The organism is Erwinia sp. L03-1 (assembly GCF_058686115.1).
The window spans coordinates 2,433,750-2,448,345 of the sequence record NZ_CM178762.1; the positions used below are offsets into that span (position 1 = coordinate 2,433,750).

General features: G+C 54.0%; 13 protein-coding genes and 1 pseudogene. 2 read left to right on the top strand and 12 right to left on the bottom strand.

The window, feature by feature from the left end:
• Window positions 1-65: 65 nt before the first annotated feature.
• From AC4PCC_RS11255 to AC4PCC_RS11265, 3 genes are all read right to left on the bottom strand, one after another.
• The gene (locus tag AC4PCC_RS11255; RefSeq protein ID WP_067702087.1) at window positions 66-1,388 is read right to left on the bottom strand and encodes a PQQ-dependent sugar dehydrogenase; all 1,323 of its coding nucleotides are present in this window, start codon (window positions 1,386-1,388) and stop codon (window positions 66-68) included.
• A 2-nt stretch (window positions 1,389-1,390) separates the two neighbouring features.
• Window positions 1,391-1,825 carry a DUF2231 domain-containing protein gene (locus AC4PCC_RS11260; RefSeq protein ID WP_067702090.1) on the bottom strand — a complete coding sequence of 145 codons (435 nt, stop codon included), beginning with the start codon at window positions 1,823-1,825 and terminating at the stop codon, window positions 1,391-1,393.
• A 454-nt stretch (window positions 1,826-2,279) separates the two neighbouring features.
• Entirely contained in the window at window positions 2,280-3,671 is a 1,392-nt protein-coding gene (locus AC4PCC_RS11265) for an NAD-dependent succinate-semialdehyde dehydrogenase (protein ID WP_492124565.1), read from the bottom strand.
• Between the two features lie 135 nt (window positions 3,672-3,806).
• Between AC4PCC_RS11265 and ptrR the strand changes: the two genes are divergently transcribed.
• Window positions 3,807-4,685, top strand: a complete 879-nt coding sequence (gene ptrR, locus AC4PCC_RS11270; protein ID WP_492124566.1) for a putrescine utilization regulator PtrR — start codon at window positions 3,807-3,809, stop codon at window positions 4,683-4,685.
• A 124-nt stretch (window positions 4,686-4,809) separates the two neighbouring features.
• Here ptrR and AC4PCC_RS11275 read toward each other — a convergent pair whose 3' ends face one another.
• The 6 genes and pseudogenes from AC4PCC_RS11275 to eptB form a co-directional block, all read right to left on the bottom strand.
• Window positions 4,810-5,199, bottom strand: coding sequence for a hypothetical protein (locus AC4PCC_RS11275; protein WP_492124567.1), 390 nt, complete (start codon window positions 5,197-5,199; stop codon window positions 4,810-4,812).
• A 177-nt stretch (window positions 5,200-5,376) separates the two neighbouring features.
• On the bottom strand, window positions 5,377-6,045 hold the full coding sequence (locus tag AC4PCC_RS11280) for a hypothetical protein (protein ID WP_492124568.1): 669 nt from the start codon (window positions 6,043-6,045) through the stop codon (window positions 5,377-5,379).
• Between the two features lie 144 nt (window positions 6,046-6,189).
• A complete protein-coding gene (locus tag AC4PCC_RS11285; protein WP_492124569.1) occupies window positions 6,190-6,819 on the bottom strand; it encodes a hypothetical protein in 630 nt (209 codons plus the stop codon).
• A 451-nt stretch (window positions 6,820-7,270) separates the two neighbouring features.
• Window positions 7,271-7,715: pseudogene (gene tssK / locus AC4PCC_RS11290) on the bottom strand (type VI secretion system baseplate subunit TssK); the annotation flags it as partial.
• Between the two features lie 384 nt (window positions 7,716-8,099).
• Window positions 8,100-9,296, bottom strand: a complete 1,197-nt coding sequence (gene fabV, locus AC4PCC_RS11295) for an enoyl-ACP reductase FabV (protein WP_492124570.1) — start codon at window positions 9,294-9,296, stop codon at window positions 8,100-8,102.
• A 74-nt stretch (window positions 9,297-9,370) separates the two neighbouring features.
• Window positions 9,371-11,041, bottom strand: coding sequence for a kdo(2)-lipid A phosphoethanolamine 7''-transferase (gene eptB, locus AC4PCC_RS11300; protein WP_492124571.1), 1,671 nt, complete (start codon window positions 11,039-11,041; stop codon window positions 9,371-9,373).
• Window positions 11,042-11,507: 466 nt separating this feature from the next.
• Here eptB and AC4PCC_RS11305 point away from each other — a divergent pair, with 466 nt between their 5' ends.
• Entirely contained in the window at window positions 11,508-12,782 is a 1,275-nt protein-coding gene (locus AC4PCC_RS11305) for a Glu/Leu/Phe/Val family dehydrogenase (RefSeq protein ID WP_492124572.1), read from the top strand.
• Between the two features lie 35 nt (window positions 12,783-12,817).
• Here the strand turns inward: AC4PCC_RS11305 and AC4PCC_RS11310 are convergent, their stop codons facing one another.
• The 3 genes from AC4PCC_RS11310 to AC4PCC_RS11320 form a co-directional block, all read right to left on the bottom strand.
• On the bottom strand, window positions 12,818-13,228 hold the full coding sequence (locus AC4PCC_RS11310) for a hypothetical protein (RefSeq protein ID WP_492124573.1): 411 nt from the start codon (window positions 13,226-13,228) through the stop codon (window positions 12,818-12,820).
• A gap of 60 nt (window positions 13,229-13,288) precedes the next feature.
• Window positions 13,289-13,735 carry a DUF441 domain-containing protein gene (locus AC4PCC_RS11315; protein ID WP_345831441.1) on the bottom strand — a complete coding sequence of 149 codons (447 nt, stop codon included), beginning with the start codon at window positions 13,733-13,735 and terminating at the stop codon, window positions 13,289-13,291.
• Window positions 13,736-13,831: 96 nt separating this feature from the next.
• On the bottom strand, window positions 13,832-14,467 hold the full coding sequence (locus AC4PCC_RS11320; protein WP_492124574.1) for a hypothetical protein: 636 nt from the start codon (window positions 14,465-14,467) through the stop codon (window positions 13,832-13,834).
• Between the last annotated feature and the right edge of the window lie 129 nt (window positions 14,468-14,596).

Sequence of the window (14,596 nt, forward strand, 5' to 3'; positions counted from 1 at the left end):
AAAGGCAAGTGCGGAGATAAAGCGAGGTAAAGCCCACCCTGTTAATCAACAGGGTGGGCCTCTGTTTACTGGCCTGTCGCGGCGCTTACGCGCCAGACCACGTTTCCTGCATCATCGGCGATCAGCAGTCCGCCCTGCTTATCCTGTGTCAGACCCACCGGCAGCCCGCGCACCTTCTCCCGATCGTCGGAAAGGAAGCCGGTGACAACCGGTTTTGGTAGCCCCTGCGGCTTCCCGTCTTTAAACGCCACCCACACCACCTGGTAGCCATTCAGCGGCTTGCGATTCCAGCTGCCGTGCTCGCTAATAAAGGCCCCGCCGCGCCAGGCGGCAGGCAGATTATCGCCGGTATAGAACCACAGACCGAGCGGCGCGACATGGGAGCTAAGCGCGTAATCCGGCCGCAACGCCGCCTTAACCTTGTCAGGGCGCTGGGGTTTAACCCGGGTATCCACATGCTGACCGTAATAGCTCCACGGCCAGCCGTAAAAGCCATTTTCCTGCACCGACGTCATGTAATCCGGCACCAGATCGGCACCGATTTCATCACGCTCGTTAACCACGGCCCAGAGTTTCCCGGTCTGAGGTTCCCACTGAAGCCCGGTGGGATTGCGCAGCCCGCTGGCATAGATACGGCTGGCCCCGGTGGCGACATCGACTTCAAGAATGTCTGCACGGCGATATTCGGCCCCGATGCCATTCTCAGTAATATTACTGTTTGAACCGACGCCAACGTACAGCTTGCTGCCGTCGGGGCTGGCCAGCAGTGACTTCGTCCAGTGGTGATTTATCGGCCCGCCCGGCAGGTCAGCCAGTTCGCTGCCCGGATCGGTGATCTGCGTGGCACCGCTGTCATAGTGATATTTCATCAGCCCGTCGGCGTTCGCCACATAAAGCGTGTCACCGATCAGCTGTACGCCAAACGGCGAATGCAGATTTTGCAGGAATATATGCTTCTCCCACGTTTTGCCATCGCCGCTGCTGTTGCGCAGTAGCGTGATACGGTTACCGCCCTGCCCACCCTTACCGGCGGCCTTCTGTACCAGCCCGGTGATTAACTCCTTAGGCTGGCTGACCTGTCCGGGTGGCGCGCTGCCCTCCACGACCAGCACGTCCCCATTAGGCAGCGTATAGAGCTGGCGCGGATGCAGCAGGTCGGCGGCGATTTTCTCAATCTTCAGCCCCTGCGCCACTTTGGGTGCTTCCCCCTTTTTCCACGGCTCGCCGTCAGGTACTTTCATCGGCGGCACCAGAAAACTTTTTGCCGCGGGCAGTTCGGGGTTAGCCCCGGTCTGGCGGGCAGGATCGATTTTCGCCCCTTCGTCGCATCCGGAAATCACCAGCGCAACAGAGAGGGCTAACAGAGATAGCACAGCGTTATTTTTCATTATCATAGCTCCCTGACCGCGCGATCGCGCAGTGCAAGCTGCACGTTGGCGAACAGCATTAAAATGACCACCAGGGTCGACAGAATGACCCCGGTGGGCACCACGCCCCAGGCATCCCGGGTGTGGATAAATGCGTTGAATATGGCTAGCACAATCGCCACCAGCCATGCCCAGAAGTGGATTTTTATCGGCGATCCCTGCGGATAAGAGACGCCAGTCCAGACCTGTATCAGGTTAATTATGCGCGGGATAATGGCAATAATCAGGCCGATAACAATCAGCCAGCTGGCCGCGCGCGTCCAGGTCACTTCGGTGCTGAACAGATAGATAATATCGAAGATCCATGCCGCGACGAAAAAGCCCACCGGTAAGGGGTTTAACAGGGCGTAAACGGCCACGGCAAGGCTGGAGCGCCGGGGGATCACTTGAGATGTCATTGCATGACTCCTTAATGCAGTAAAGGGCGACGGGTAGCCGTCGGTACGCAGTCATGTAAAATATTAGTAAACTTAGTGATTTTATGTTGTTAAATGTGAAGATAATTAATTGCATATTTACATTGTCGCCTGGGAACGGACGATGCATTGCGGTGGGATGGAACAGGGATCGGATTAATCAGGCAGCACAGGTGAGTGTTAAATGGCAGCAAAAGCTGGAGGGTTGGGAATCTGAGGCGTCAGACTGAGGCATCAGGAATTCAGGAAGTCAGGAACTCAGAAAGTCACTGGCAGGATAAGCCCCTGCACTGACGCCAGCAGGGACTGCGCAGCGAATCAGCCGCTACACAGCCCCTCGTTTGTCACGCAGCCCACGCCCGGCTTAACTTCTCCTGAGATGGGTCGCGCCGTACGACGTTACTGGTGCAGAAGCCCTTACAGGGCTGTATGTCACTCAGGAAGCCTGCCACACGGTCTGTACGTTGGTGAACTCGCGTACGCCAAAATGCGACAGCTCACGACCAAAACCGCTCTGTTTAACGCCGCCAATTGGGACGCGCGGATCGGAAAAGCTCGGTGAGTTGATAAACACGCCGCCGGTTTCAATCTGTGCGGCCAGCCGGGTAGCACGCTCAGTATCGCGACTCCACAGGCTGCCCCCGAGGCCAAAGGCGGAATCATTCGCCAGCTCAATGGCATGGTCAGCGTCCTTCGCCACAATCAGCGAGGCCACCGGGCCAAACAGTTCCTGGGTAAAGCTGGTCATGCCGGGCCTGACGTTGCTGAGCACGGTAGGCGCATAGAAGTTAGCCTCGCCCGGCAGCGCATGGCCGCCCAGCAGGCACTCTGCCCCTTCTGCGAGAGTCGCTTCAACCTGTGCATGCAGCTCATCACGCAGATCGTAGCGCGCCATCGGGCCGACAAAGGTTGATTCGTCGCGCGGATCGCCCACCTTGATCGCCCTGACGGCCTCAACAAACTTATCGCGGAATTCAGCAAACACGCTCTCTTCGACGATAATACGCTTGGCAGCGATACAGATCTGCCCGCTGTTGCTAAAGCGTCCAATAACCGCCCCCTTCACCGCCGCGTCGATATCCGCGTCGGCCAGCACGATAAAGGCGTCTGCCCCACCCAGCTCCAGCACGCTCTTTTTGATCGCCGCACCGGCCAGCCCGGCCACCGCCGCCCCGGCGCGCACGCTACCGGTCAGCGTCACGGCAGCGATTCGCGGATCGTTGATGATTTTCGCCACGCTATCGTTGTCTGCATTCACCACGTGAAACAGCCCATCGGGTACGCCGGCCTTAAGCAGAACGGATTGCAGCAGCAGAGAGCTACCCATCACGTTAGGCGCGGGCTTGAGCAGATAGCTGTTGCCTGCCAGGATAATCGGTATCGCGCCGCGCAGCACCTGCCAGACCGGGAAGTTCCAGGGCATCACTGCCAGAACAGGGCCGAGGGGAAGATACTGAACAAAGGCTCTATTCTCCCCTGCCTGCACCGGCTCATCCGCCAGGAAGGCCGGACCGTTCCCGGCATACCATTCACACAGGCTGGCGCTCTTTTCCACTTCGGCCAGCCCCTGAGAAACCGGCTTGCCCATTTCGTCCGCCATGCTTTCTGCCAGTGCGCGGGCCTGCTGGCGCAGACCGCCCGCAATGTTTAGCAGCAGTCGGGTGCGCTTTTCCAGGTCGCTGACGCGCCACCCCTTGAATGCACCTGCGGTTTTTTCCAGCGCGGTTTCCACCTCTGCGGCCGTTGCGAAAGGCATCTGCTGCGTCACTTCCCCGGTAAAGGGATTGCGCGTGACGGCACTGGCTGGCGTATTGGTTGCTGTATTCATTAAATCTCCCGTTAGCCGGGCAATCAGGCCCTGGCGGTAGTCAGTTGAGATGCGATTCCTGACATTCTAGCCTTGTGCATGGTTCCTGAAAAATGAATAATAATGAAAATATCCTGCTCAATATGAGAATGAATAATGGATCTGACCCAGCTGGAAGTGTTCCGCGCCGTGGCGGAAGAAGGTAGCGTCACCGCGGCCGCCGAAAGGCTGCACCGCGTGCCCTCCAATATTTCGACCCGCCTGCGACAGCTGGAGGAGGATCTGGGTACGCCGCTGTTCAGCCGGGAAAAGCTGCGGCTGCATATTACCGATGCGGGGAGAACCCTGCTGGATTACGCCATCCGCATTCTGGCGCTGACCGAGGAGGCCAGGCAGCGGGTCACCCACCAGCAGCCCGCCGGAATATTTACCCTCGGCGCCATTGAGAGCACCGCGGCCGTCAGGCTGCCGCAGCTGATTGCGCGCTACCATCAGCAGTGGCCGGACGTGGAGCTGGATCTCTCCACCGGCCCCTCTGGCGATATGACCGACGGTCTGTTTTCAGGGCGCTTCAGCGCGGTGTTTATCGACGGGCCGCCGAAGCATCCTCAACTGGATGGCGTGGCGGCTTTTGCCGAGGAGATGGTGCTGATCTCCTCGCTTAATCATCCGCCGGTGCCCAATGCCGCCTCGGTTTCCGGCTCGACCATTTACGCCTTTCGCGCCAACTGTTCATACCGACGCCGCTTTGAAAACTGGTTTGCCGCGGAACATGCCGCGCCGGGCAAGATTTTCGAAATGGAGTCCTACCACGGTATTCTCGCCTGCGTCAGCGCGGGCGCAGGTCTGGCAATGGTGCCGCGCAGCATGCTGGAGAGCATGCCCGGCCGGGAGAGCGTGGCAGCCTGGCCGCTGGCTGAGGATGCCGGGCTACTGGATATCTGGCTGGTATGGCGTAAAGGCTACGCATCCGGCAACCTGCGGGCGATGGTCGCGATGCTTGAGGCAACGGGTAATGAGAGAGCCAGGCAGTGACTGTTTAGGCCCTGAGACGTCATTACCGAATCTCATTCGGTCTGACATCTGACGGCATCTGGCTTAGCGCAGTATTTTATCGACCACGGCCAACGTGGGCGGCCGTGGTCACGTGCACCTGAGATTACTGGCAGTTTGGCGCGCCAGCCATATTATTATTAGCGACGGCATTAATATTGGTAAATACGGCCTTATTGTTTGAAGCCTGGAAGCAATAGCTGTCATTACCTGGCGCCTGCACAGCAAAGAAGCAGGAGGAAACATTCGCCGGGATAGTAATATTCCTTACAGCATGAATGGCAAAGATGGTTGCAGTTGCCGCTCGCGTATCTGCGCTATTAGGATTTTTACGCAATGTAATTCCAGTATTGGGTGCTGCAACGGTAATAGCGCTGTAATTAGTGCAATTTGCACTGAATGGCAAGTCAACCGCGAAAGTGGGCGTGGATACTGCACTAAACGCAGTCATTAAAACACAAGCCATAAAGTAACACGATATACGTTTGGTCTTCATGATAATAGCATCCTCAATGACATTGACAGAGATCTGCACGTTTTGCAGGGGTGTTTTGCAACATTACAAAGCTTCTTTCTCAAGTCCTTAAATCAATCATCATCTGAATTACATTTTATCCAATTCATTGATATACTTCCTTAATAGCAGTTTCCAGTAAGGAGGATGGCATTGGAATTAGTCTCTTATAAAGTTTAGATTTTCATTCAGAATATATTTTAAATCCATCTTCTCTGGGCAAAATGATATCTCAAACGGTATACTTATACTACGTACTGAGGTATATTCCCGACCACCACCGTCCTGACGAGTAAACTGGGGTATAGCAACGCTTTCCGCATAATCCGTTACCGTCAGATAATATCTCAGCTGTGAGATATCGTAATTATAGATTGTATTAGGTGCCCCCTGTACAGCCAGTGCCGGTCTTTTATCTATATAGAGGACTACACTCATATCTCTCGCGTCGGACACAGTAAAACTTCTGTCAGTTATCACCTCTAATTTATTAAAAAGGCTTTTTTTCACATAGGGAGTACCAGTGTAAAACCCATATTTATTATGTAGAACAGGAAGGACATTTACTCCACCAGCGATATCAGGAAAAACACTAATCGCGGGAGAAAGGGAACTAAACAGCACTCCAACATCCAAAGGCTTAGGTGTGATCCCCCAACCCAAACTAAAGAGAGTAGGATCCCAGCTAAATACGACATGCGACCCATTGTTACTCCCTTTGACAAACCAAACAAGAGAGAAGTCACTGCCGCCTGAAGCATCTGCCAGGACTATAGCAATAAACTGGGATGCACCGCTATTGTTGGTCACATGCACGGAGTAAGTCATAATTTACATCCCTCCTAAAAAATACATGACATCACTTCTTAGAAAAAACGTAATTTTTCCCCGGAAAAACCGATCTGTTGAATTCAGATCGGTTTTTAGAACATCAGCGAATAAATCGAATTACGGTTTTCTCGTTCCGTAATATTAGATCGCTACAAAATTTAGCGTCTCATTGAGTTCAAATTCTAACGATGTTATCCCATCGGCAAAAGCGAACTCAGTTGGGCTACTAACAAAATCCCCTGATACGGCGACACCTTGTTTAGAGTCTGTGGTACATATCCAATAGGTAGGATGAGTATTAAACAGATAATTTCCATTTGGTTTACCCTGCATAGCAAATGCAGGCAGAGAATTCATGTATACAGCCAGGCTCATTGCTGATGATTGTGTAATCGTAAATGTAGAATCCGTTGATACCAGCATGCTTCCACTCGAGACTTTAGAGTCATTGTATGCCAGGGGATTTGTTTTGAACTGACTGTTTACATAGGTTACGCCCATTCTGTTATTGCCACCTGACGCTGTCGGATTCATCTTCTGAATCGGACCACCCGAACTCCATAGTACACCCGGTGCTAAGGGTTGTTCTGTTGTGCCCCAGTTTAAGGCCCAATCAATCGTCCAGTTGTAAGTATTTTTATTGGAGTTATTAATCGTTTGTAATAGCCATACCAAAGGAAGTCCCGCTATGAGATTGGGATAAGTTTGATAGATGGCAACATTAGCATCTGCGCCACTTGAGTTTATAACAGATAGAGAATAGGAAGACATAAATATCTCCTCACAGAGTTAATTTGAACACACCTTTGTCCTGACAGAGAAGTGACTTATAAGCACGTTCCAAAAGGAACATAATAATTATCATCCCTTTTTATTATTATGCAAACACCTCCAGGGAGACATGATAAATACCCTGAGTTATTTTAGGTTTATAATGATGGATTTTCATTAGTATTCTAAGCCCAAAATTTTAAAAAAATATGCATTTTTCTCATCGTTATCAACAGGTCACCAGGTCTCGTACGAGCCGATCTCTGACAGGGATTACATTAGTCATACTTAAGTATTTTAATGAACCAAAAAAGATAATTAATTGTTTTTTATAAAAAATAAAATTTATTGTTTTATTTTTTATTTGCTTCTGACTTCAACACATGACTTTTACGAATGCAAGTGAGCCTCTGCTACTCTCGCCTTACGCCTGGGACTTCGTCGTCATTATTATAACGAAGTCGGCCAGCCGCGCATTGCTCTCACGGCGCATGGCCATCAGTCGCAGACGACGAGCCTGTAAACGTAAAAGCAGATTTTGCAGGCTGGAGAGCAGTGCCGGTGAGGCTGAGAGGGAGAGCATCGGCAGCGCCAGCAGTACGCCCACCGAAGTCAGCCCGGTAGCAGCAGAGAGGTCGCAGACCGGGGGCAGATTATCGGCTAAGTCGGTTTCTATCAGGGTGCCATCGGGAAAGCGAACCAACAGCTGGGTGGCATTCAGGCGGGAAAGCACCAGAGCCCCGTCATCAAACCCGGCGGCCAGTACCCCCCCAGGGATGCGCCAGCCCCATTCGTGCCACGGCATCGGCTACGTGCGCGTCCCAGATAGCCTGCTGCTGAAACTGCTGCGGCACCAGAAAGGCCCCGTCTTCCCATAGTGGGCGAAATATTTTTATGGCAGTGCCCCATCCCGTGGATGAGCGCGGGGCGGTCTGCCGATTTGCTTGTGATCTGAAAAGCGCACAGCGAATCCTTGCTATTGAATATCGGGCGAGCGACGTCAGGACTCACTCCACTTACAGGGAGAAACGGCAGATGTGCTGAACCGCAGTTAAAATCCGTTTTCCACTGCAAGGCCGGGTGACAGGTTTGACTGGCTGTCCAATGCGCTGGTTTGAACTGACACCGTGTTAAAGAGCATCCTTTAAAGAAAGATGTGATGCTTCTCTGCGAGGGGAGGTTCCCGGCCGACGCAGGACGCGTCCACCGGGCAGGGTAATACCGCGCTATACAGCCGGCCTCCCAACGCGGTCAGGGGGCCATTTTGCGCGGTCAGACGGTTACATCTGTACCAGGTTTTTAATCTTCACGTCGGGGTTCACGTCAGCGTCGTAGTCCACGCCGTCAAGGCCAAAGCCAAACAGGTGCATAAACTCGCGCTTGTAGCTGACGAAATCGGTGATGTCATTCAGGTTTTCATCAGTCACCGTTGGCCACAGCTTATCAACGGCGTCCTGCACTTCCGGTGCCAGCTCTTTGTAGTCGGCGCGCAGGCGGCCTTCGTCATCAACGATTGGTGACGCGTTAAACAGGCTATCTTTAAACAGGCCATAGACCTGCTCGATGCAGCCTTCGTGAGTACCCTTCTCTTTCATCACCCTGAACAGCAGTGCCAGATAGAGTGGCATAACCGGAATAGCGGAGCTGGCCTGAGTCACCACGGCTTTGAGTACGGATACGCGTGCGTCGCCGCCCTTCGCCGCCAGCTGGTCACGGATGCTCAGCACGCGCTTATCGAGATCCTTTTTCGCTTCACCGATCGACCCGTTCCAGTAGATATCCTGGGTGCTCTTCGCGCCCAGATAGGTAAAGGCGGTCGTTTTCGCGCCTTCGGCCAGCACGCCAGCCGCGTCCAGCGCATCGATCCACATCTGCCAGTCTTCGCCGCCCATTACCGCCACGGTGCCGTCGATCTCTTCCTGCGAAGCAGGCAGCAGCGTGGTTTCATTGACGGTTTCTTTGTCGGTGTTCAGACCACGGACCGTGACTTCTTTGCCAATAGGTTTCAGCGTGGAGTTAAAGACTTCACCGGTTTTCGGGTGCGTACGACGAGGAGACGCCAGGCTGTACACCACCAGGTCAACCTGACCCAGGTCCTGTTTAATCAGCTCGATGGTTTTCTGCTTCACTTCATCGGAGTAAGCGTCGCCGTTGATGCTTTTGGCATACAGGCCTTTTGCTTCGGCAAACTCTTCGAAAGCGGCGGAGTTATACCAGCCGGCGGTAGCCGGTTTGTTCTCTTCACCGGGACGCTCAAAAAAGACGCCCAGGGTGGCGGCATCGCTGCCAAAGGCGGCGGAAATACGCGCGGCCAGGCCGTAGCCGGTGGATGCACCAATTACCAGGACCTTTTTTGGCCCGTTGGCAACGGTGCCCTGACGGGTCACGTAATCGATTTGGTTTTTAACGTTAGCTTTGCAACCCGCCGGATGGGCAGTAACACAGATGAAGCCACGGATGCGTGGTTTAATAATCATGTCGACCTCAGTTGAAACTGTCTCAGTAAATGCGGGCAACAGGATACCCGCTTGTGCCGGTTCAGGCAAAGGTGTCAGTGGGTTATCGCTTTATTTACCTGACACCAGTTACGCTGCGGGTTGATGCCGCCGTCTGGTGAAGTGTAGCCAATACAGCCTAAAACGCTGTCAAACAGCTTTTCATGAAACACCGGCGTTTTGTCGCGCGCCAGCGTTTTTAGCTGCGCAAAGGCCGCGCTGTTGTCGGGCTGCTGCAGGAATTTATCGGAAGCCCAGACCATGATCGGCACGGTACGCTGTTCCATCGGTGCCCTGTCGCGCGGCGTACCGTGAAAATGCATATTCTGTGAAATCGATTCACCGTGATCGGACGCGTAAAAGACGATGGCGTTGCGGTTACGCAGCTGATTGAAGACCTGTTCCAGTACGTGATCGGTATAGAGCAGGCTGTTGTCGTACGAATTCACCATCTCCTCGGTCGAACACTGGTCATCAATCCCCTGACACTCCGGCTTGTAGCGCGCAAAAGATCGCGGATAGCGTTCGGTATAGAGGAAATGTGAGCCTTTGGTATGCAGAACAACCAGGTGCTTACCCTTAGGATGACGCTCCAGCGAATCCCGCAGTTCGCTAACCAGCGCCATATCATCTATCGGCTTGCCCACATTGCGCTTTTCAGACTGGATAGTTTCCCGCAGGGCATAGTCATCCGCCTGGGCCTTATTGTAAAACCAGGCTTCGCTCTGCATGGAGAACAGCTCCGATGAGAACCCCTGCTTTTTCAGCACCGAGAAGACGTTCATCTCTTTTAGAGTACGCTCTGGCGCGTCGGACGCGCCTCCCTCACGCACAAACATACAGCGCAGTGAAAGCTTGGTTGAGGTATCGCAGGAGTAGCCTTCCAGCGCCGCGAGGTTTTTCTCTTTATCGAGATTTGGCGTGTTATCCCGGCTGTAGCCGTACAGGCCCATATGGTCGCGACGGGCGCTTTCACCGATAATAAATACCACATACAGGTCGTTAACGTCCTTTGGCGGCGTATAGGTAAAGTGCTGAGCGGGATCGAACAGATTGCGGTTGTCCTCTGCCTGGCTCCAGCTGCTATACGCCAGCAGCCCTACGCCCGACAGCCAGTTTGACGGCGAGTAGCTCCCCGCCACCACGCCGCCGTAGCTGGCCATCATGCTGTTATTCTGGCGATCGAGGGAATCCTGACGATCGCCCATCACCTTTAACGGCAGCCAGCAGCAGAGGGCAGCGGCGATCATCACGCCGCCACGGCCCATAAACGCCTTATGGTTATGGCGGCGCAGCGCCGCTTCCGGCAGTGGCGACAGCCAGAGCATCAGGATCGGCAGCAGGCTGACCAGTACCACCCACAGGTAAAAGTGCCAGCCGACCGACTCTTTTGAAAGGTCGAGGCTGTCGGTCGCCATTACCGAGGCAATAATGCCGTAGCCGATATCGACGTTGAAAAAAATCATGTAGTAGCTGGCGGCAACGGAAAACACCACCAGCAGCGTCAGCAGGATCCTGAACAGCAGGCGTCCAGCCAGCGAGGCGAGCAGCGTGACAAACAGGACCAGCGCAAAGGCAGCCAGCATCTCTGTGGCGGTAGAAAGCGCGGCGTCCTGAGTGAGCTGATGGAAGCGACGGAAAAATATGGGCAGGTTAAGCAGGATGCCAACATATAAAGCAACAAAGCAGCAGACCCGATGCTGGGTCAAAAAAAGCAGTTTTTTCATCTGATTCATCGTGATTGTTAGTAAAAAGTCATGCCAGTACAGAGAAAGCGAGAGAGGCTCTGAAAACTGCCATTTAGGGCGTGCGGAAGGTCAGACAAAGTAAACTAACGTGAGTTTAACTCAGGTTGATGAAATGTATTGTTATAGTGTTACAAATCATGTTCCCGCCGCGAGCGGACCAGGAATGTTGATCCTATTCAAAGTTTTGAGAAATAGTGTTTATCCCGGACTATGCAGTTTAAATGCATAAATATGACTTGCCTTTCGCTTTCACCTGACATCAGATGTTCCTGGGATGTTATTTATTCGCGCTATGCCTATTCGTCGCCAAAAACACTTAAATTTTACATAAACTTAAAGATTTCAAAACATGCTTTTAATGATAAATTTAGTCGCGCATAAGTGATATTCACCAAATACGCCCGGATTTGGCAGCACAATTAACTCATTAAAATTAAGGTTTGTTATGGAAAAGCTATCTTACGCTTCTGACAGCAGCACAACGGCCTGGTCAACATACCTGCAACAAATTGACCGCGTTGCACCCTATCTGGGGGATTTGTCCCGCTGGATCGATACGCTGCGACATCCGAAGCGCGCGCTGATTGTTGATATCCCGCTGCAAATGGATGACGGCTCTATTCGCCATTTCGAAGGCTTTCGCGTACAGCACAATCTCTCCCGGGGACCGGGTAAAGGCGGCATTCGCTATCATCCCAATGTCGATCTGAATGAGGTGATGGCGCTGTCGGCGTGGATGACCATTAAATGTGCTGCGGTGAATCTGCCTTACGGCGGAGCTAAAGGCGGGATCCGCGTCGATCCCTTTGCGCTGTCAGAAGGTGAGCTTGAGCGCCTGACCCGCCGCTATACCAGCGAGATCGGTCTGATTATCGGTCCGCAGAAGGACATCCCCGCGCCCGACGTGGGAACCAACGCCCGGGTAATGGCCTGGATGATGGACACCTACTCAATGAACCACGGGACTACCATCACCGGCGTGGTCACGGGCAAGCCTATCCATCTTGGCGGCTCGCTGGGTCGCGAAAAGGCTACCGGGCGCGGCGTCTTTATCACCGGGCGCGAAGTGGCCCGCCGTTCTGGCATCGAAATTGAAGGGGCGAGAATCGCCGTTCAGGGGTTTGGTAACGTCGGCAGCGAGGCCGCACGGCTGTTTGTGGCAGCCGGTGGCCGGGTAGTGGCGATTCAGGACCATACCGCCACCCTCTTTAACGCCGGTGGAATCGATCTGGATGCCCTCAGCAGCTGGCAGACCACGCACAAGAACATTGCGGGGTTCCCCGGGGCTGAAGAGATCGCCAGCGAAACCTTCTGGGACGTGAAAATGGATATTCTTATCCCCGCCGCGCTCGAAGGCCAGATTACCCGCGAGCGGGCGGAAAAACTCAGCTGTAAGCTGGTACTGGAAGGTGCGAACGGCCCAACCTATCCGGATGCGGACGATATGCTTACCTCACGCGGCATCACCGTGGTGCCGGACGTAATCTGTAACGCCGGTGGCGTGACGGTCAGCTATTTTGAGTGGGTACAGGATATGGCGAGCTTTTTCTGGAGCGAGGATGAGATTAATCAGCGGATGGACAGGATCATGACCGAAGCGATGATTCACGTCTGGGACAAAGCCGCAGAGAAAGCCTGTAGCCTGCGCACCGCCGCCTATATTGTCGCCTGTGAACGCATTCTGATGGCCCGCAAAGATCGCGGGATCTACCCCGGCTAAAACCCTCGGGCGGTGCTGCACCGCCCGTTGCCTTCCTACGCTGCGGTAGCCGCGGCCGCCTGATACTGCGTTTTAAACGCCTCGTTTTCATCCGTCAGCCGGATGGCGGCTTCGATCATCTCGTTCTGTATCATCAATGTGCCACCGCTGGTGCGCCAGTGAATATAGAGCACGCAGAGCGCGGCGACCTGTAGTCTGTCATTCTCATCGCTGCTGCCATCAAAACCATATTCCGCTTCTGACCAGCGATAGACGTCGGCAATAAAGGGCATGTCTCCGCTTTCATCCAGCGGCGGCAGGGTCTCAAACAGCGCCAGCATTTCGGGCGTTGCGGTATAGCGCTGGCGTCCGATGGCGTCCATCTGACGCCCGTGGGCACGGGTCTGATTGGCCTGTTTAGCCTTCAATTTTGCCCGCTTGCTACGTTTATCCTGCTTACTGCTCATCGTATGACTCTCCTGATGTTAGGCAGCGATGATAGCAGAATGCACAGGTGAAAGCTGAGCCTACATTTTGCCAATAAACAGTGAGACCAGACCGGCGGCAATCAGCGGCCCGACCGGTACGCCGCGAAACAGCGAGACGCCGATGAGCGTGCCAATCAGCAATCCCCCTACAATGGTGGGCTGGCTGCTCATCAGGGAGACGCCGCGTCCCCCTACCCAGGACACGAATATGCCAATCGCGATAGCCAGCAGGGATTTCCAGTGGAGGAATGAGCCCAGCAGCGTGCTGCCAGGCAGGGTGCCGCTGGCGATGGGCGCAATGACGCCAATCGTGAGGATGATGATCCCAACGGTGACGCCCTGCTTTTCAATCCATGGGAAAAGCGCGTTTAGCGGCGTCATGCGCACCACGATCAGTACCAGCAGCGCGATGGTAACCGTCATGTTATGACTGAAATAGCTCATGCCGGTTAACACCAGCAGTATAAACAGCGTCATATCGAACATTATATTCCCTGAGAGCAGTAAGCGTAACGTCTTGTCTCTCCAGCTTAAAACGCTTTACCGTTCCGTTCTAGCTTTTTAGGTCTCAGCCCTTTTTTCTCAGAGGAGGGTCTCAATCGCTGCCTGTAAGCTGACCGCAGGCCCGGTCAGAACCGATAAGGTGCTGTTGATATATTTCTCCGCCCCGGCCATGGAGCTTTGTGCCAGCACGATGCAGCCCAGCGCAGAGTCCGGGCGCTGCTGTAGGTAGTGAGCAATTTCCTGATGGTAGCCGCTGATATCCCCCGCATTGTAATAAGCCCAGGCCCGGGGAACGAGCTCGACCATCAGACGATCGCCGGGAATAAATGCCTCAAACAGATGCGTCGTCGAAGCCAGGGTTGAGTGCGCCGTGCACAGCACCAGAATTGAGCCGTGATAATGCGAGGCGGCTTTCGCCAGGGTGGCATCGACCCGCAATACCGGCTTAGTGAACCGTTCTGCCTGCCAGGCAACGACGCCCAGCGTGGTGCAGGTGACAATGACCACGTCCGCCTGCTGGCAAAGCTCATCTATCGCCTGTAACGTGGCTGCCTCTAGCTCAGGGGTCATCTCTCGGGCCTCGATGGCCTTTTCCAGCAGCTCACTTTCTACCCGGTGAAGCAGCTGAAACTCGTCAAAATCCAGCGCGTGCAGTGCCGCTTCATAGAGTTCGATATTACTCCGGGCTGCGTGCAGGCAGGCAATAATGGTCATGGCGTCTTCCTTATCAGGGGGATAGGTTAACTGTGGCAAATCTTTCGGGCTTTGCCAGTTTACTGTATCGACCCCGTTACTCCCCGCTTCCCCCTTTTGGTGCAATACCGCGCGCTTATGCCCCCTCCC